Source organism: Paenibacillus sp. VCA1 (assembly GCF_031583795.1).
GTDB lineage: Bacteria > Bacillota > Bacilli > Paenibacillales > Paenibacillaceae > Paenibacillus_AQ > Paenibacillus_AQ albilobatus.
On sequence record NZ_JAVLSX010000006.1, the window covers coordinates 129,198 to 147,189 of the forward strand.

Consider the following 17,992-nt stretch of genomic DNA (forward strand, 5'->3'; position numbering starts at 1 on the left):
TTCAATGATATGTATAAGAAAACAACTATTTATATGTATGCCCATTGAAAAAAGCCGCTGCAAAGAGCGGCCCTAAGCCGTCTCGCCTTTTGCTATATTTTCAGCGAAAATTTGCGAACCAAAAAACCCACTCCAAGAAGTGGGTTTTTTCACCAATCTCACACCCTTTATTTTACCGGTATCTTGAACTCAAGTTCGGAAATGTATTGCTTCTCCCTACCTCGGAAGATGTAAGGTTTGACGGTAACGAACTCCGGGATCGATTCAAACGGTTCGTAGCTGGATGAATATAAATAATGATCGTCTTCTCCTGTGCCGCTTCCTCCAATGTTCTTTTGCAGGCTGCCCTTGTCGTCAAAAATGTCGTAGGAAATATTGATAAAACCTGTCACCTTGTACTTATCCGGAATCGCCTCTGCAATTTCCTTGATGTCCTGCCCCGGTTCTCCTGTGATCTCCATTTCAAGCCGGGTCGTCACCGGAGTGATCTCCAATTTGGCAGCTTTCATATGAATGTGATCAAAAACCTTCGTCTCGCCGGGCGTAAGCACGATGTTGTTGTCATTCGTTTTCTTGACCGGCAGCGTAAATTCATAAGGCACGCCATCATTCGAAAAACGCATCACGAGTTTAAGTTCGAACTGATCCGGGATATTCAAACCGGGGGAATCCAGTCCATGCACCAGCAGGGAGCCCGGAGCCTTGTCACCCCCCGAGGAGTATCCCATGCTGCTGTTGATCAACTTGTTGTTGACGTAAAAATCAATGAAGACATAACTCGATCCTTTGGATCGGACTAGTTCTTCGTACCAATTGTTAGCTGTTCCTTGGTTTCCGCCGTCTCCGGCCATTTCTTTCGTCAGCACGAAACTTAGCCGGCTTCCGTCATAGACCACTTCGGATAAACGGATCGTCACCCCGTTATGTGTAACGCTTTGATTCGCATTTACGGCATACCCTGCTTCGCTGGCTTTTTGAAGACCTTTGTCTCCCGCCAGGTTAAACACGCTTTCCAGAAAAGGAATCTGCTTCAACGCCTGCGCCATGACGGGGGATACAAAACCGGATCCGATCAGGAGCAGGCCCGCAGCCGCCGTACCGGCGCAAATCACGGTTATTCTGCGGAGCAAGCTCCTCTTCTTCCCCGTATCCGGCTTCTCTTGCACGACGTCATCCAATCCGGCATATATGTCATCCATCCGTAATCGAATGGAATGCGGCAGTTCCTGTGCCCGATCTTCTTTAAGACGGTTCATGATTTCGTCCAGTCCAGTCATAACCGCACCTCCTTTGCTGCTGGTTCCTTCAGTCGGCGAGATAACGTCATGCGTGCCCGGTAAAGCCTTGTTTTCACCGCTCCCGCCGACATCTCCAGCATGTCCGCAATTTGCTGAATCGTCATATCCTCAAAATAATATAAAATAACGATCGTTCGCTGCGTTTCCTCCAACCTGTCGACAGCATCACGCAAATCCATGCGGATATCCGCGGCTTGAGGAACATATACGGCTTCCTGCGGCGGCTCCGCCATTGAGACGGTTTTGCTTTTTTTGCGCAGAAGCGTATTGCATTCATTGATGAGAATCCGGCACATCCAAGTATTGAAAAATCGTGGATTTTGCAATGTCGGCAGCGACCGGTAAGCCTTTAGGACCGTTTCTTGCATGGCGTCCGCGCAATCCTCTTCTTTTTTGACAATGGACCTGGCAATGTTGTACATTCGAAGCTCCAACCTTTTTATTAATGATATAAAAGCTTCCTTATCGCCCTTTTGCGCGCGTAGGACCTCGGATTCGTTCACATCTATGTTCAAACGGGGCGTCCCCCTTTCAAAAATTTCATTCCGATGATTAGATGCGGCTATCGATCAATGGGTCACAGCAGGATTCCGATTATTTGCGTTTCAACAAAAAAAAGGCACAACCCTTGATAGGATTGTACCTTTTAAAATGCACGGATGTCATGCGCTCGAACTTTGTAAACCATTAGTGAAACTCGACGTCGATCCTTTTCCGGGCATCTCCTAGTTTTTTCATGTGGATTTCCAACACGCCGTTTTTGTAGGAGGCTTTCACGTCGTCGGAGGAAACGTTGGCCGGCAGCGTCACCATGCGGTGAAAACGGCCGACGTATCGTTCCTGGCGATGCATATGCTCTTCCTTGATTTCGTTCGTCCGGTTGATGGTGCCGCTGATCGACAGCATGTTGCGTTCGATGTCGATTTCCACGTCTTCTTTCTTTTCGAGACCCGGGATATCGCATACCGCAACGACCTCGGTATCGGTTTCGTACACGTCCACGCTCAAATTGCCCAGATTTTGGCGCATGCCCCGGAAGGCCGGAAGGTCCGTATTAAAAAAATGATCCATTTCCCGTCTTATTTGATCCAAATGGCGTAAAGGCTCGTATGGCACTAAAGGCATTTGCTGCATCCTCCTTCGTCGTATTCAAGCTTATTTTTTCCGGGCAATGGGAAATTATGCTCGAAATGAACGCCACGTTTTCATTTAATGGGAACCTCTCAGCTTCGGTATATCCGCCAAAACACAAGAAGCCACTGCCATAAGACGAAGTAAAAAACTTCAGCTATTTTGTTTGAGTATCCTCCACTCCATGATGATGAAGTTAACAACGATCCCAACCCATATATTAACGTTTAATACCTCTTCGACCATTTGATCCCTGCCACTAGGAAGAGAAAAACCATTCAAAACATAATATGATAATAACAATAAAGGCACTACCAGCCTTCCACTAACAGCAATTAACGTTACGCCGAAATTTCTGATCATCCATTTCCGATGCTCGTGAATATCCCTTTGGATTGCAGCACGCAGCCCTTTCCAACAAGTAAAAATCCATAAAAGGGACAATACAAGGAATGACATTGCTTTTGAAAAGTTATCCATATAGAAAACATATGCCAAGCCAATTCCCCCGCTTACAAAGACGCTGCATACATAGATTCTCCCAAGAATCCGATGGACCTGGGGCGAGTTAATTCGCATTCGATCGATGAATTGAAAAAATCCCGATAGAAGCGCTGCACATGCAAACATAATATGTGTAACAAGCAACAGATATTGTATGGTGGAAGTAGTAGCTACGCGGCTATCCGAGGGATTTAACGTAAGATAGGGGGCTACAAAAGGAATCATTACTCCTAATGAAACGATCACTAGCAGCCACCATTTTTTATTTTTCCTCATCGTTTTTCGCTCCCCTCATGTTTCTTATTCCAGCAATAAATTTGACACCTTTTGCCGTACCATTTTTGTTCAATGTTAATGATATAAAACATGTCTAAATGAGCTCTAAATAAATCCTAAAAAAAGTGTAAAATACAAAAAGCTCTGAATAACATTTTTTTGTTATCAGAGCTCTTATGAATTCATTTTATTTTCGGAATAAGTATAAACCAAAGCCCAGAGTTCCCGTCCCCATTGCAAGATGCAACTTGTTCTCTTAATGACTCTGTTTCAACCAACAAATATGATAAAATATAATTAACAATAACTGTAAGGGAGCAGATGTTATGAATTTATCGTTCTTAGCTCTTGTCTTTGTTGCGATCATCTCCGTCTATGCCATTGCATTTACAATGTTAATTAAGCTGGTTGGCCGGAAATTTAAAGACAAATCCAATATGTATTTCCTATATGCGTCCATTATTTTGGTTATCCAATCTTATCTTATAATTAAGGATTTTTTAGGAAAACAGCCTTTAAGTTCAGTCAACATTTTATTTTTCCTAATGGGGTTTATGCTGATTTTCCAAGGATTACAACGAAAAAAATCAAATAAACAGCAAGGTAAATAAGCCACATGGTAAGGCACCAGGCGGCTTATCTATGTCATATGCCATTCATCAGTCATTGATCTTTCGTTCCACGGCAAATTGCGATTGCACCTTTTGTTCATTTACCGTTGAGGCCGATAGGTCATTACCGTAACACCCGAACGGAATGTCCTTGTTTCTACATGCTGCAAAATCTTTTGATCGTTGCGGTCATTAAAAAGGCGTTTCCCCTTCCCTACCACGATTGGGAATACCATAAGTCGATACTCATCAATAAGATCATGCTGCATCAACGTGTTTACGAATCGGCAGCTGCCGGCGACTAAAATATCCTTACCGGGCAATTGCTTTAACTTCGTTACTTCCTCTACGATATTTCCCTTAATCAACCGGGTGTTATTCCATGAAACTTCCTGCAAGGTCGTGGAAACAACAAATTTGGGGTAGTTGTTCATTCGATCGGCAAAATCATCAGGAATAACAACGCCTTTAGCGACCGTATTCTTCACTTTCGTCCAAGACGCTGCAAAGCCTTCATAGGTTACCCGACCCAGCAGAAGCGTGTCGCAGGCCTTCAGTTCCTCGTATTTAAATTGATTTTGTTCATCCGTATTGAACCGGAACGTCCAATTCGGTTCCTCCATGACACCGTCTAATGACACGAATTCAGATACAATGATTTTCCTCACCTATTTTACCTCCAAGTATATTGGTTTGAAGACCGGTAAAGCGGATGATCTGCGTTTTGCCCGCTTCTATTGATACAACGAACGGGAAAAGGCCGCATCGACATATCCAACATATTTTGAAACAAAAATATCCCGGCACTCCTTCATTGAAGGAACCGGGATATTTAGGGCTATAAAAATTCTAGCTAAAATTTAAATCCATACCGTATTGTCTCAGTTTCAATTTTCTCGCTACAGCTTGAGAGGCGAGATTATTCCATGCGGTGCTGTATAAAGCAATCCGCCCCTGATTTTGAATTTCGGCTGCCCAGGCTGCCGCAACTTCCATACCGAAGGCTCTGCCGCGGAAATCCGGAGCGGTATGCAGGCTCGCTTCAGCAGCAATCGATGAGCTTCTTGCGCTGCTGCACAAGGACACGGCGGCTTGATTTTGAACAACTGCGAAAGCAGGCTGTCCAAGAAGAACATCACCGACAAAATCAGAAAAATACGGTTCTAAAAGTTCGATATTCATCTGCGTCATTTTTACCGCTTGTGTTAAACGACCTCTCATGTCAGGGAATACATAGGCGGGTCCCAGATAGATATGATCAACGGGGCGCTCTTTACTTAAAATACGTAAAATATCAGCCATATTAACTCGATTTGGGGCATCCAACCAAGGTGCTTTTTCAACAAACCGTTCCAGTTCATTTTTAACGTCTTCATCCAGTGTTTCATGGTACCTTACAACATGACCTTGCTTGGTGATCCCCATGAAAAATCGAGGTGCGCTCTTCGCGCTTGGTTCGTTTATTGTGGTCATACGCCCATCCTCATTGTGGCTAAAAAGGACGTTGGCTTGGACTTCCATAAGTTCAATGTCAGACTTTAGAAATAGATTATTCAACTCCGTACCCCTTTTTTGAGGGGGAAAACGCTGGTTTTTGGGCTAGTAGGCGCGATCCCCCGCGAAAAGTTTTGCCCAAATTGTCTTGTTATTCATCAGACCACCCCCATAGAAATGTAAGCACTTTACCTTTGAAACCCCTCTCGATAACCGAGATAAGGAATTTCCTCAACAGTATATATTTGAACATTCTTTGAGTCAACTGATGATAACGGTGCGTGAGAACCACGGTTCCGTTAAGTAGATGACCGTTCTCCGAAGTCGTAATGGCCGGGCGGCCCATCCTCATTTTCTATATAGGAACGCAAGTCGTCTATGGTTTAATCCGATGAACACCGCTGCAAACAGGAGCAGCACCCCAAGATCCACCGCAATATCGCCAAACCCAAGACCTTTGTACATCACGCTCTTAAGCGCGTCGGCCGCGTAATAAAGCGGCATGATTCTGGCAATGACCTGAATCCAAGCGGCCATATGGTCCAGCGGAAAAATGCCGGCAAAAAAGATCTGAGGGATAATGACGATCGGAATAAACTGCACCATTTGGAATTCCGAGGCGGCGAACGCCGACAGCAAAATGCCGAGCGAAAGCGCCACGAACGCCAGCAGCAAATTAATCAGCAGCACGTACCAAATCGAACCTGCCAGATGGATGCCCAGCACCAGCGTGCTGAACAAAACGACGATGACCGTTTGCAGGAAAGCGAAAATGCCATACCCCGCCAAATAACCGGCAATCACCTCACCCGGGCGAACCGGGGTCGCCATCAGGCGCTCCAAAGTTCCCGTCGTGCGTTCCCGAAGCAGTCCGATCCCCGCGATGAGAAACACAAAAAAGAAAACGAAAAATCCGATCAAGATAGGACTGAGCGTATCAAAATAGTTCGTATCCGCACCGCCATAAACATAGTCCGTCGTTATGGCTACACGCGGCGCCGCAGCCTTACCTTGCTGCGAAGCGGCTTCGGCAAGCGAGGCGGCCGCCTGGCTGATTTTCATCTGAATCGCTTTAGATACCGATGGATCGGTATTTTTCAAAATCAGGTGAATCGCTCCATCCTGCATCTCGATGACGGCGTCCAGTTTATCCTTCACAAGCGTTTCCTTATCGGCATGATCATAGGAGATGGCTTCCATGCCCTGATTTTTCATCAATTCGACGATTCGCGGATCGAGGTTGACCGTGCCGATTTTGGCGTCTGATACGTTTCCGGTATGGTTGAACAAATAATGCATTAAAGTCAATACGAGCAATGGGGCCAGAAAAAGCAGCGCAAGCGTTCTTTTGTCCCGCATCAGCTGCTCGCAAATTCTGCGGACAAGGGCGCGAATTCTCATAGCCGTTTCCCTCCCGCCTGCAAAAATACGTCCTCGAGATTCTCAGCGCCGTACTGCCGCTTCAGCTGTTCCGGCGTCCCGACGGTCAAAATTTTACCTTCCCGCACCATGGCCAGCCTATCGCATTTTTCCGCCTCGTCCATGACGTGCGTCGTGACGATGATCGTTTTTTGCTCCGAGGATTTCAAACGGACCAGTTCCTTCCAGATCGACTGTCTCAGCTCCGGGTCAATGCCAACGGTCGGTTCGTCCAAAATGAGGACGGATGGGTTATGAATCAAAGCGATCGCCAGCGACAGTCTGCGTTTCATCCCGCCGGAATAGGCGGATACCTTTTTTCCCAGCTCATGCGTCAAATTTACGAGATTCGCCGCGTAGCCGATCCGCTGTTTTTGCTCCGTTCTGCCCATTTTGAACATCGAGGCAAAAAATTTCAGATTCTCCTCACCCGTCAGCTCGTTATAGAGCGCGTCAGACTGGGCCATATATCCGATTTGCTGCAGCATGGACAAGTTAGGCATTTTCGTCCCGAGGACCTCAATCGATCCTGCGTCGGGCAAATCCATGCCGACCATCATTTTGACGAGCGTCGTTTTTCCGGCGCCGGAAGGACCGATCAGTCCGTAAATCTGCCCCTTTCCCATTTGCAAGCTTACATCGGAGAGAACGTTTTTTTTGCCGAAGGATTTGCTGACCTGCTGTACATTCATAGTTGTTTCCATGTCGATTGGACCTCCTTAAGATAATGAACATCGCGTTGATTATCTTCCACGCCTTTATTATAATCAGGGCATGACAGACCGACAATAAACAGAACTGTGAAATGTGACGATTAATCAGCAGGTTCGCCCAATATGTTCATTATGAAGGAGGAATTCGTTTGAACGAATCAACAGACCGACGGGTCCTGCGGACGAAAGCGGTCATCCGCGACGCTCTGACGGAACTGATCGAGGAAAAAGGATTCGAAGCCTTGACGGTCAAAGACATCACCACCAGAGCCAACATTAACCGCGGCACGTTTTATCTTCATTATCGCGACAAATATGATTTGCTTGAGCAAAGCGAACAGGAATTGATTGAGGGCATGATTTCGATCATTCGAACGATCCGCCCTTTCAATCTGGATGAGCTAATCGCCAAGGATCAACCCGTCCCGCAAATCGTCGAACTCATCGAATACATGAACGGACAAGCGGAATTTTTAAAGACGATTTTGGGGCCCAAAGGAGACCCGGCCTTTCATTCGCTCGTCAGGTCCATGATGTCGAAGTATCTTTTCGAAAAAAATATCGTCCCGCTTATCAAAAAGGAAAACACCCTCGTGCCAACGGAATACCTCATTACGTACATTAGCTCCGCTCATTTGGGAATGATTCAGGAATGGCTCTTGCAAGGCCGAAAAGAGTCCCCTTACGAACTGGCGCTGATCATGACCAAGCTGTCGATGAAAGGTCCGCTTTATGCTGCGGGCATATTCCATGAAATGAAAAATGTTTTGGACGGCAAATAGGAGGCTTGGTTATGGATAAGCAAAAGTTAATCCGGAAGTTCGACAAGCAATCGGCCATTTACGAAGAAAACACACGGAAACGGATGTTTGGAGAGTGGCGGAAACAACTGCTGCAAAACGTCGAGGGGGACGTGCTGGAGATCGCCGTCGGGGCCGGAGCCAATTTTCCTTATTACAATATGGAACGAATGCGCCTGACCGCCGTCGATTTCAGTCCGATGATGCTGCAGCGTGCCCGTATAATAGCGGAGGAGCTGCACGTTCAGGCGGAATTCATTGAGAGCGACATCGAGACCCTCAATTTTCCTCCGCAATCCTTCGATTGCGTGATTTCCACCCTATCGTTGTGCGGTTATGAAGATCCGATTCAAGTATTGCGAAAGCTGGGCCAATGGTGCAAACCCGGCGGTCGGCTTTTCCTCCTGGAGCACGGACTCGGAAAAAATCCCGCACTAAAGTCGGCGCAGCGGCTGTTGAACCCGGTTGCCCGCCGCATATCCGGATGCCATTGGAATCGGAATATCGAACAACTGGTTTTGGACGCCGGCCTGCAGATCGAACGAATGGAACGCCATTGGGGCGGCATGATCCATTTGATATGGGCAAGGGCATCTGTTATGATCTAGTCGAAGTTTTGGCAATCATCCATCTTCTACATGAAGGAGCGAAACCATGCCGACGAATATTTCCCGGATTCGAATCAATGCATCTACCGAAAAAGTATGGGAAGCATTAACTGACCCGGAACAAGTGAAACAGTGGCAATACGGCAGCATCCTGCTTACGGATTGGCAGGAAGGCGGCGAAATCCGATTCCGCAATGAATGGGAAGGACAAGTTTTTGAGCAGTGGGGAAAAGTTTTGGAAATCATTCCTCACGAATTGATTCGGTACTCCCTTTTTGCGCCGCGGCCCGGCTTGGAGGACAAACCCGAAAATTATTTCATCATGAGTTACATACTCAGCGAAGAAGGCGGCTCTACGCTGCTGCGGATCGAACAGGAAGACAACAGACCCGGCGCCACCCAGGAAGTTCGGGAATCCGAGGAAGACGAACAGTCGGTGTTGGGCATGCTGAAAAAATTGGTGGAGGCCACATAAACTAAGCGTTTTTACGCAGAGTTTGAAGAAGAACATTGAGTCTGCTTGCCGCGGGCTCTTTCTATTTTATCATGGACAAATCTCAAGTTTCCGGCCTGGTCAAAAGAAAAAAGCCGTCCCTGATCCGTCGGATCCTGTGGGACAGCTCCCTCTTTTCCTTTAGGTTAGACCATTCGCGCCAATGTCTCCGAAAACCAATTCCGGAATGCTTCCTGGTCGATCCCGGTCGCCACCCGGATGTTAGGCTCTCCGCTTACTTCCATCGTCATGCCGATCGCGGGTCCTTCCGTAACCACGGTTACACGTTTAGGTTCGACTTTAAAAATTTCCGGATTCGTGACGTATGTTACGGCGCACATGTCATGCATCATCACCCCATGTTCCATATCGCCGTCCCGATAATGTCCAAAGATAGCGGCGAACATTTCAGCCGATTTGTTGCGGTGTTTTGCCAGTTCGTTGGTTCCGATCAACGCTTTAAGCGTGACGTCCAGACCGATCATGACCAGTTCCAAGCCGGATTCGAACACGATTTCGGCGGCATGCGGATCGGCCCAAATGTTGAACTCGGCCGCGCTGGTGACGTTCCCGCCGCAAAGCGAACCGCCCATGAACACAATGCGGTCGATTTTGGATTTGATCCGAGGATACATAAGAAGCAGCATGGCAATATTGGTTAATGGTCCGATCGATATGATCGTTATCTTTTCGTCCGAGGATTCAAGCAAGGACCGCATTGCCTCGACTGCATGTTCAGGGATGACCGTCTGCCCGCTTTCGGGAAAATCATAACCGTCCATGCCGGATTCCCCGTGCACGTCCGTGCTGACCGGAGCGATCACGAGCGGTGTCTGCATGCCGCGCGCTACAGGAATCTTTTGACCGAAAAAATCAAGAACCTTCAGCGTATTCGCCGTCGTTTTGCCGATGTCCACGTTCCCGTGCAACGTTGTAATCAACCGGATATCCAGTTCGTTTCGATAAAAAGCGGTCCCAAGCGCGGCCGCGTCGTCGATGCCCGGATCGGTGCTTATGATAACAGGAATTTTTGCCACTTTGTTTCCTCCTTAGAAGGCAAGATTTGCGAATGCAATGATATCTTTTAAAAAGCGTGACGAATCGTTTCAAGGTTAGCCCATATGTCCGTAAAGGTCAATGGGAATGCGCTTACAGAAACTTGCCTTAAAGAAGAAGGAAAAACACCCGCAGGTGCTCCTCCTTCATGCTTCCCTTGTCCAATGCTTATTCCTTCGTCACCAGTTTAAGCGGCGCAGGGATGGATTTTTCCACCATTTTGCCATGCAGCACGTCATTTGCGGCTTGAACCGCCATCTGTCCGATCAATTCCGGCTGCTGCGCCACCGTCGCGGTCAGCTTTCCGTCCTTGATCGATTTCAGCGCGTCCTCGTTGCCGTCGAAGCCGACGACCGGAATGTTTTTGCCGGAGCTTTGAATCGCTTCGATTGCCCCAAGCGCCATTTCATCGTTGTGGGCGAATACGGCCTGCACTTCAGGGTGAGCCTGCAGCAGGTTTTCCATGACGTTCAAACCTTTGGTGCGGTCGAAATCGGCCGTTTGTTTGGCGATGACGTTCAAGTCTTTGTCGGCAACTTCATGGAAACCTTTTCCACGTTCGCGGGTCGCCGATGCGCCGGCCACGCCTTCGAGCTCAATCACCTTTGCGCCTTTGCCTACGACTTTTTCGATAAACTCGGCAGCCATCCGGCCACCCTTCACGTTGTCCGATGCGACAAGCGCCTTGACATCCCCTTTATCCGAGGAACGGTCCAGGGTAATGACCGGGATGCCGAGGTTGTTCGCGGATTGCACGACCGTCGAGATCGCCGCGGAATCGGTCGGGTTGATGAGCAGCACGTTGACGCCTTTTTGCATCAGATCGTCCACGTCGTTGCTTTGTTTCGCCGAGTCGTTTTGCGCGTCGACGACGATCGTTTCCATGCCGTGTTTTTTTGCTTCGGCAACGACGCCGTCTTTCAAGGATACGAAAAACGGGTTGTTGAGCGTGGAGACGGACAAGCCGATTTTAATATGCTTCAGGTCTCCGCCGGTGTTGGGCTTGGCCCATCCGGGAGGTTCCAGGGAACAGCCCGTGGTCAACATCAGCAGGAACGCCGCCAGGATTAACGTTAGCTTTTTCATATGAATCTCTCCCTTATGCCGATTTCTTCCGGTCGATGAGCACGGCGATCACGATGACGATCCCTTTGACTACCATCTGATAGAAGGAAGACACGCCGAGCAGGTTCAGACCGTTGTTCAAAGTTCCGATAATGAGCGCGCCGATGAGCGTGCCCACGATGCGGCCGCGTCCGCCGGAAAGGCTTGTACCGCCCAGAACGACCGCCGCGATTGCGTCCAGTTCGTAGGATGTGCCGGCCGTAGGCTGCGCCGAGTTCAGACGGGAGGTCAGAATCGCGCCCGCCAAGGCCGAAAGCAGGCCTGCCAGAGAGTAAATCATGATTTTGACGCGGGATACTTTAATGCCCGATACGATCGCCGCTTTTTCATTGCCGCCGATGGCATACGTTTTGCGGCCGAACGCGGTTTTATGCAGAACGATCCACAGCACCGCAAAAGTAATGATCATCGTAATGGCCGGAACCGGGATGCCGAATTGATAACCGCGGCCGAACAGCTGGAACGTCATGCTGTCGCCGAGTCCGGTGATCGGGTTGCCGTCCGTATACACCAGCGTAAGTCCTCTGAAAATCGTCATCGTAGCCAACGTGGCGATAAACGGCGCCATTTTCCCTTTTGTAATCATAATGCCGTTGATCATACCCATCACGCCGCCAAGCAAACAACCGATAATGATCGCCAAAATCGGATCAAACCCGGCAACGAGCATGTTGGCAACAAATGCGCTGGACAACGCCAGGATCGAGCCGACGGACAAGTCGATCCCGCCGGTCAAAATAACGAACGTCATGCCGAACGCGATCAACGCGTTGATGGATACCTGCCGCAGCAGATTGAGTATATTAAGCGGTTCCAAAAAGCTTGGATTCAGAATCGAAACGATGACGATGAGTATGATGAGGCCGAGCAGCGGTCCAAGCTTTTGCGTGATTTGCGAAAACTGAAACCCTTTAGCCGTTTTTGCTTCATTGAGTGTTGTCATTTTACTGTCCCCCTGTAGCCAGCGTCATAATTTTTTCCTGCGTCGCTTCGTCTTTGGTCAGCTCTCCCGTAATGCGGCCCTCGTGAACGACGACGATCCGGTCGCTCATTCCGAGCACCTCCGGAAGTTCGGACGACACCATGATGATGGCGACGCCATGTCCTGTCAGCTCGTTCATCAGCTGGTAGATTTCGCGTTTGGCCCCGACGTCGACGCCGCGGGTCGGTTCATCCAGGATCAAAAGTCTCGGCCCGATGCCTACCCATTTGGCGATGACGACCTTCTGCTGGTTCCCGCCGGACAGATTGCCTGCCGCCGTTTCGCGCGAATGGGTTTTGATTTGCAGACGTTTGATCAACGCATCCACAAAGGCGCTCTCTTTTTGCGAGGAAATCAGCCCTTTGGTCGTAAAACCGCTCAAACTTGGCAGTACCATGTTTTCGCGTACCGAAAAGTCCAAGACCAACCCTTCGTCTTTCCGGTCTTCCGTAATAAAGCCGATCCCAAGCTTCACCGCGTCCACCGGCTTCCGGATCACCGCCTTTTTCCCGAACATGCGAATTTCCCCGCTGTCCAAACGGTCCAGTCCGAACAACGCTCTCATCATTTCCGTGCGTCCCGAACCCATGAGCCCGGAGAAACCGACGATTTCGCCTTCGCGAACCTGGAAGCTGACGTCTTTGAATAGACCTTTGCGCGTTGCGTGTTCCACCTGGAGAACGACCTCTCCGGGATTCGGATTCCGTGCCGGGAAACGTTCGGTCAACTCCCTGCCGACCATTTTTTTGACGACTTCGTCGAAGTTCGTGTCGGGGATGTTTTTCGTATCCACGGTTCGTCCATCCCGCATCACGGTAATTCGGTCACAAATGGTGAATATTTCCTCCATCCGATGCGAAATATAAACGATGGAAACACCATCTTTTTTCAGGGATGCGATTACTTCAAACAGCTTTTGGATTTCCCTTTCCGTTAACGCCGATGTCGGTTCGTCCATGATGATGACTTTCGCGTCGGAAAGCAGCGCTTTGGCGATCTCGATCATTTGCTGCTGGCCGACGGAACATTCGCCCGCTTCAAGGCTCAACGGAATGTCGACGGAAAGCTTTTGAAACTGCTCATTGGCAAGCGCCTTCATTTCCTTGTATTTCAGAAATCCGAGCGAAGACGACATTTCCCTTCCGATGAACAGATTGTCCAGCACCGTCATATCCGGCCAGACGTTAAGTTCCTGGTGGATGAATGCAATCCCCTGACGCTCCGCTTCCTTCGGATTGGCGAAATACGTCTCCTTGCCGTCGATGTGGATCGTCCCTTTATCCCTGGCATGCAATCCGGTAAGAATATTCATCAGGGTGGATTTGCCGGCGCCGTTTTCCCCCATCAGGGCGTGAACCTCGCCTTCGCGCAGGTCAAAATCGACGCCGGACAGCACTTGGTTGCTGCCGAAGGCTTTGTGGATTCCCTTCATTTGAATCTGCATAACGGCTCCTCCTAAAAGTTTTGCTTGGAATGCTACTATGAATTATCTTCATAGCAAAACTTGCTTCGTAAGCATAAGCTTAGTTTTTTGCAAGCAATACTACTTGATTGTTCTTTCGTGGACGCTTCCGCAAGGTGCAGTTTCACGACAAACCTGTTCGGAAGCTCCAGCGTTTTAACCAAAATTGACGCCTGCCTGCAAAATAACGTTCGCAAACGGCTTCGCCTCGCCGGTCCGGATCACGGCTTTCGCTTTCCGGGTCCGCTCTTTGAATTCCTCATGCGGGCAATGCTCGATGGCGCAGCCGGCGAATTTCTTCTCTATAAAATGAAGCGCATCCGGATTATCGCTTTTGATTTCATCCGCGAGAACGATTTTTTCGATTTCCATGTCGGATGCGATCGCATTGACGGTTTCTTCAAAACTCGGCGAACCGATCGTGAGCGCCAGATCGATTTTGGGGACGCCGTCGGGAACGGGCAGCCCCACGTCGGCGATCACGATCGTATCGGTGTGGCCGAGATCGGCCAATATTTTCGATATATGACTGTTCAAGATGCCTTGCTTTTTCATGTTACAATTGCGCCTCCACTTCTTCGCGATACGGCATGCCGCCCTGCGCGCCGAATTTCGTGACCGATAATGACGCGGCCCGGTTGGCGAAACGTACGCTGTCGTATACCGGCTTGCCTTCCGCCAACGCGACGGCGAAGGCGGCGTTAAACGTATCCCCCGCGCCCGTCGTGTCAACCGCTTCCACTTTGTACGAAGGCACGAGCACTTCGTCGTTCCCGTCGAAATACCGGACACCGCGGCTGCCTTCCGTAATAAACAGCTTGTTCGGATATTGGCGCAGCGCTTCGGCAACGTTTAAATCCGGAAACAAAATGGCAGCCTCATGTTCGTTCGGCGTAATATAAGCGGCGTTATCGATAACCTCCTGCGGCAGCGGACGGGCAGGCGCGGGATTCAGCAGCAGCGGGATGCCCCGCTCTTTGCACAGCCGGCCGACATGCGTCACCGTTTCCTCCGGAATTTCTTGCTGGATCATGACCATATCGGCATCGTCAAAAGCAGCCAACGATTGGTCGATATAAGCGGGCGTCACCTCATTATTCGCCGCTTTCACGACGACGATGCTGTTGTCCCCTTCGGCCAGCACGATGTGGGCGGTTCCGCTTTCCATATGTGTAACCGGTTCCACATAGTCGATAGAAACATGGTTATTTTTAAAGTTGTTTAAAATAATGTCTGCGTAATGATCGTCTCCTACGCGTCCGATCATCGTCACATTCGCCCCAAGCCGTGCCGCGGCTACGGCCTGATTGGCCCCTTTGCCGCCTGGGACCGTCTTGAAGCTGTCTCCGAGAACCGTTTCACCGGCTCCCGGGCGCTTGGACGATGTGACGACTAGATCGATCGATGAGCTTCCTACCACAATGATTTTAGCCATACTGCTCCACCTTTCTCGTCGTATCCCGCTCCGTAAACGTCACGGGCATTTGAATCGTTTTATTGTCTACGTTTTCATTTTCGATCAATTGAATCAATAGGGAAGCCGCTGCTTTGCCCATGTCGTACGCGGGCTGCCTGATCGTCGTCAGCGCCGGCGTCAACAGCGTGCTCAGCGGAATGTCGTCAAAACCGACGATTTGCACATCTTCCGGCACGTTTTTGCCAAGCCTGAGCGCTTCATGGAGGACCGCTGTCGCCACAATGTCGTTGCTCGCGATCACGCCGTCGGTGTCCGGATGTTTCTCGAACAGCTCCCTGGCCCAATTTCCCGCTTCCGTAAAGGAATAAGACGAGGTTGGGATGACGTTGAAAGCAATCCGCTCGCTTTTCAGCACATCGACCGCTCCTTGGTAACGGTCCTGTGCCGGCCGGATATGCTTCGGGCCTCTGATCACCGTCACCTTTTTGCTGCCGCGGGCTACGATTTCCTGGGCAGCCATCCGCCCTCCTTCCCGGCCGTCCGAATAAACGGAGGGTCGGTTGTCCGCCGTCCGGTCGAGGAATACCACCGGAATGTTCAGCTTCCGGTATGTATCGTTATCCGGATGATTCGTGGAAGCGATGACGCCGACCACGTTGTTTTGGACGAACGTTTGAATATAATCTTTTTCCTTTTTCATATTTTCATCGCTGTTGCCAAAGATAATCCGAAAATCGTTCGCCTGCATTTCGTCCTCCACCCCGCGCGCAAGCTCTGGAAAAAAGGGGTTGGTAATGTCAGGCAGCAGCAGGCCGATCAGCCTGGACTTTCGCTTATACAAGGATCTGGCGACTTCGTTTGGCGTATAATGCAGTTCCTGGATCGCGGTTTCAACTTTCTTGCGGGTATCTTCATGCACATAACCGGTTTCATTGATTACGCGCGATACCGTCGCTACCGAAACCCCGGCATGTTTGGCCACATCTCTTATCGTTGCCATCTTTATCTATCACCTCGATATGGAACCGGTTACACATTTAAAATAACACAGCCCGATTTTTTTGGCAAGCATGAATTCGCATACAAAATGCGGAAATGGTCTTGCCAAGGGATCATTACTGCGCATTTGGCATGATTCATTGATACGCGTAAAAGCAATACGCTGAAACGTTGATAAGTCGTTTTTCCTTCGGGATTTGAAGTAGAAAACCAATCGATAATTTTTATTGACCAGATGTCAAATCTCCTTATATAATATATTTTGTTAATATTTGTTATATTAAGGAGGTGCTTCCTTTTGCGCAGCAGAATATCTGCTCTATCACAAATAAAAATTGACACGTTAGTTAATATGATAAAAATGTCTTATTCTTTTGAAGACTGGAATGAAGCAATATCCTTGTCGGAGAGCCTGCTTGAACTTGCTCATTTGACTAAAGAGCCGGAAAAACGGTTTTCTTGTCTGGATTCAATGGAAAAACCGCCCGTTTACTACTTCGGGTACAGCTATTTGATGAAAGGCTTGGCGTTGCAAAAATTAAGGGCTTATTCGGAATCAAAAGAATGCGTCAATCGTTATTCTGATCTAAGTTGGGTGGAAGATTCGAGCGAAGAGAGTCAATATTATATCGACAAATTTAAAGTTTTTGCTAAAGTAAATGCCTTAACATTGGATATATTATCGGGGAACAAAGAAAAACTTCCTGAATATCTTCATGTGCTAATGGACAACGGCGATGAAATCATCCCCGGTTTAATTACGATTATCGAATCCGCATTAGCCCATGATTTTAATGTCGACACCGAAATCGAAAAACTCACTCCTTATATTGCAAAATACAAACACCAAAATAGACCCGTTCGAATCTCTTACTATTTAACCGTCCACTATCTTTTGGCGCTGTATTATTATAAGAACCGGCAATACGCTGATGCAATAACTTATACTTTACATAATATTACATTATCTGATAAACTTAGAAATGATAAGTTTTTCAAAAAGTCTATTACACTTTTTGAATTTCTTAAAACATATGCCATTGATTCCCAAACTGCTGAGTATTCACGCATTCTCAATTCTATTTTCAAAGGAGAGATTGAAAATGAAGAAAGCTTTGATTTCAATTGTATTGCTAGGTGTTCTCAGTAGTCTTTCTGTCTTCAGCTTGGGACCGGTTCAACCGCCAATTGCCCCGCAAGACAATCACGGCGCAGACTTTTAATGATCGGAAAGCGGATTATTTCTTTGAAATAATTCGCTTTTTTAATAAATGAGGTATATTTATTCACTTGGTGCATCATCTCCTTTCGGATCTTTTTGCTTGAAAAAAAGGGAAGTAATCAGGAGGTCAAACATGGATACCCGCAATGAAACACCTGAAGAAAAAAGAGAACGTCTACGGCAAGAAGAATTAAAAAGCAACCCTTTTGGGGCGTTTGGCGATGGAGTCAATCGAGCTCAACATGGAAATTTAGCCGATTTAGTCGGCGGATTAGGGTGGAAGGGTACTGTAGTAATCATCCTGGTCTTAGTCATAGGGTATATCATTTACAAATTATTGTTCTAACGCATCCATCGGGCGATCAAGCCATTTCCAAAAAGT

21 protein-coding genes are annotated in these 17,992 nt (G+C 48.4%); 6 read left to right on the top strand and 15 right to left on the bottom strand.

All coding sequences use genetic code 11. From position 1 onward, the window contains the following. Window positions 1–167: 167 nt before the first annotated feature. The 4 genes from RJP21_RS15165 to RJP21_RS15180 form a co-directional block, all read right to left on the bottom strand. Window positions 168–1,277, bottom strand: a complete 1,110-nt coding sequence (locus RJP21_RS15165) for a DUF4179 domain-containing protein (RefSeq protein WP_310860004.1) — start codon at window positions 1,275–1,277, stop codon at window positions 168–170. After that, window positions 1,274–1,813: a sigma-70 family RNA polymerase sigma factor gene (locus RJP21_RS15170; protein WP_310860005.1), complete on the bottom strand. Its 540-nt coding sequence runs from the start codon at window positions 1,811–1,813 to the stop codon at window positions 1,274–1,276. Before RJP21_RS15170 ends, RJP21_RS15165 begins: the two co-directional genes overlap by 4 nt. A gap of 172 nt (window positions 1,814–1,985) precedes the next feature. Beyond that, on the bottom strand, window positions 1,986–2,423 hold the full coding sequence (locus RJP21_RS15175) for an Hsp20/alpha crystallin family protein (RefSeq protein WP_310860006.1): 438 nt from the start codon (window positions 2,421–2,423) through the stop codon (window positions 1,986–1,988). Window positions 2,424–2,582: 159 nt separating this feature from the next. Further along, window positions 2,583–3,209: a DUF2306 domain-containing protein gene (locus RJP21_RS15180; protein WP_310860007.1), complete on the bottom strand. Its 627-nt coding sequence runs from the start codon at window positions 3,207–3,209 to the stop codon at window positions 2,583–2,585. Window positions 3,210–3,535: 326 nt separating this feature from the next. Here RJP21_RS15180 and RJP21_RS15185 point away from each other — a divergent pair, with 326 nt between their 5' ends. Further along, window positions 3,536–3,820: a hypothetical protein gene (locus tag RJP21_RS15185; protein WP_310860008.1), complete on the top strand. Its 285-nt coding sequence runs from the start codon at window positions 3,536–3,538 to the stop codon at window positions 3,818–3,820. 101 nt (window positions 3,821–3,921) lie between these two features. On the opposite strand, the gene RJP21_RS15190 is transcribed toward RJP21_RS15185, so the two are convergent. From RJP21_RS15190 to RJP21_RS15205, 4 genes are all read right to left on the bottom strand, one after another. Next, window positions 3,922–4,488 (bottom strand): dihydrofolate reductase family protein, encoded by a 567-nt coding sequence (locus tag RJP21_RS15190; protein WP_310860009.1) that lies wholly within the window; start codon window positions 4,486–4,488, stop codon window positions 3,922–3,924. A 181-nt stretch (window positions 4,489–4,669) separates the two neighbouring features. Further along, window positions 4,670–5,377, bottom strand: a complete 708-nt coding sequence (locus RJP21_RS15195) for a GNAT family N-acetyltransferase (protein ID WP_310860010.1) — start codon at window positions 5,375–5,377, stop codon at window positions 4,670–4,672. 285 nt (window positions 5,378–5,662) lie between these two features. Continuing rightward, window positions 5,663–6,715, bottom strand: a complete 1,053-nt coding sequence (locus RJP21_RS15200) for an ABC transporter permease (protein WP_310860011.1) — start codon at window positions 6,713–6,715, stop codon at window positions 5,663–5,665. After that, the gene (locus tag RJP21_RS15205) at window positions 6,712–7,437 is read right to left on the bottom strand and encodes an ABC transporter ATP-binding protein (protein WP_310860012.1); all 726 of its coding nucleotides are present in this window, start codon (window positions 7,435–7,437) and stop codon (window positions 6,712–6,714) included. Before RJP21_RS15205 ends, RJP21_RS15200 begins: the two co-directional genes overlap by 4 nt. Before the next feature lie 158 nt (window positions 7,438–7,595). On the opposite strand from RJP21_RS15205, the gene RJP21_RS15210 reads away from it, so the two are divergent. The 3 genes from RJP21_RS15210 to RJP21_RS15220 are packed head-to-tail and all read left to right on the top strand — an operon-like array spanning window position 7,596 to window position 9,329. Further along, a complete protein-coding gene (locus RJP21_RS15210) occupies window positions 7,596–8,228 on the top strand; it encodes a TetR/AcrR family transcriptional regulator (protein WP_310860013.1) in 633 nt (210 codons plus the stop codon). An 11-nt stretch (window positions 8,229–8,239) separates the two neighbouring features. After that, the gene (locus RJP21_RS15215) at window positions 8,240–8,854 is read left to right on the top strand and encodes a class I SAM-dependent methyltransferase (protein WP_310860014.1); all 615 of its coding nucleotides are present in this window, start codon (window positions 8,240–8,242) and stop codon (window positions 8,852–8,854) included. 46 nt (window positions 8,855–8,900) lie between these two features. Beyond that, window positions 8,901–9,329: an SRPBCC family protein gene (locus RJP21_RS15220; RefSeq protein ID WP_310860015.1), complete on the top strand. Its 429-nt coding sequence runs from the start codon at window positions 8,901–8,903 to the stop codon at window positions 9,327–9,329. Window positions 9,330–9,493: 164 nt separating this feature from the next. On the opposite strand, the gene RJP21_RS15225 is transcribed toward RJP21_RS15220, so the two are convergent. The 7 genes from RJP21_RS15225 to RJP21_RS15255 form a co-directional block, all read right to left on the bottom strand. Then, window positions 9,494–10,384, bottom strand: coding sequence for a nucleoside hydrolase (locus RJP21_RS15225; protein ID WP_310860016.1), 891 nt, complete (start codon window positions 10,382–10,384; stop codon window positions 9,494–9,496). Window positions 10,385–10,571: 187 nt separating this feature from the next. Further along, window positions 10,572–11,489: a ribose ABC transporter substrate-binding protein RbsB gene (gene rbsB, locus RJP21_RS15230; RefSeq protein ID WP_310860017.1), complete on the bottom strand. Its 918-nt coding sequence runs from the start codon at window positions 11,487–11,489 to the stop codon at window positions 10,572–10,574. Window positions 11,490–11,502: 13 nt separating this feature from the next. Next, window positions 11,503–12,471, bottom strand: a complete 969-nt coding sequence (gene rbsC / locus RJP21_RS15235) for a ribose ABC transporter permease RbsC (RefSeq protein WP_160038220.1) — start codon at window positions 12,469–12,471, stop codon at window positions 11,503–11,505. A gap of 1 nt (window position 12,472) precedes the next feature. Further along, window positions 12,473–13,954, bottom strand: coding sequence for a sugar ABC transporter ATP-binding protein (locus RJP21_RS15240; protein WP_160038218.1), 1,482 nt, complete (start codon window positions 13,952–13,954; stop codon window positions 12,473–12,475). Window positions 13,955–14,128: 174 nt separating this feature from the next. Next, a complete protein-coding gene (rbsD, locus tag RJP21_RS15245) occupies window positions 14,129–14,527 on the bottom strand; it encodes a D-ribose pyranase (RefSeq protein ID WP_160038216.1) in 399 nt (132 codons plus the stop codon). Window position 14,528: 1 nt separating this feature from the next. Then, window positions 14,529–15,407, bottom strand: a complete 879-nt coding sequence (gene rbsK / locus RJP21_RS15250; protein WP_310860018.1) for a ribokinase — start codon at window positions 15,405–15,407, stop codon at window positions 14,529–14,531. After that, complete coding sequence (locus RJP21_RS15255) at window positions 15,400–16,389, bottom strand: LacI family DNA-binding transcriptional regulator (RefSeq protein ID WP_310860019.1); 990 nt, start codon at window positions 16,387–16,389, stop codon at window positions 15,400–15,402. The genes rbsK and RJP21_RS15255 overlap by 8 nt, the downstream gene beginning before the upstream one ends. Window positions 16,390–16,686: 297 nt before the next feature. Here RJP21_RS15255 and RJP21_RS15260 point away from each other — a divergent pair, with 297 nt between their 5' ends. Together RJP21_RS15260 and RJP21_RS15265 are read left to right on the top strand one after the other, a co-directional pair. Next, entirely contained in the window at window positions 16,687–17,538 is an 852-nt protein-coding gene (locus tag RJP21_RS15260; protein ID WP_310860020.1) for a hypothetical protein, read from the top strand. Window positions 17,539–17,743: 205 nt separating this feature from the next. Beyond that, the gene (locus RJP21_RS15265; RefSeq protein ID WP_310860021.1) at window positions 17,744–17,956 is read left to right on the top strand and encodes a DUF6366 family protein; all 213 of its coding nucleotides are present in this window, start codon (window positions 17,744–17,746) and stop codon (window positions 17,954–17,956) included. Window positions 17,957–17,992: the final 36 nt, after the last annotated feature.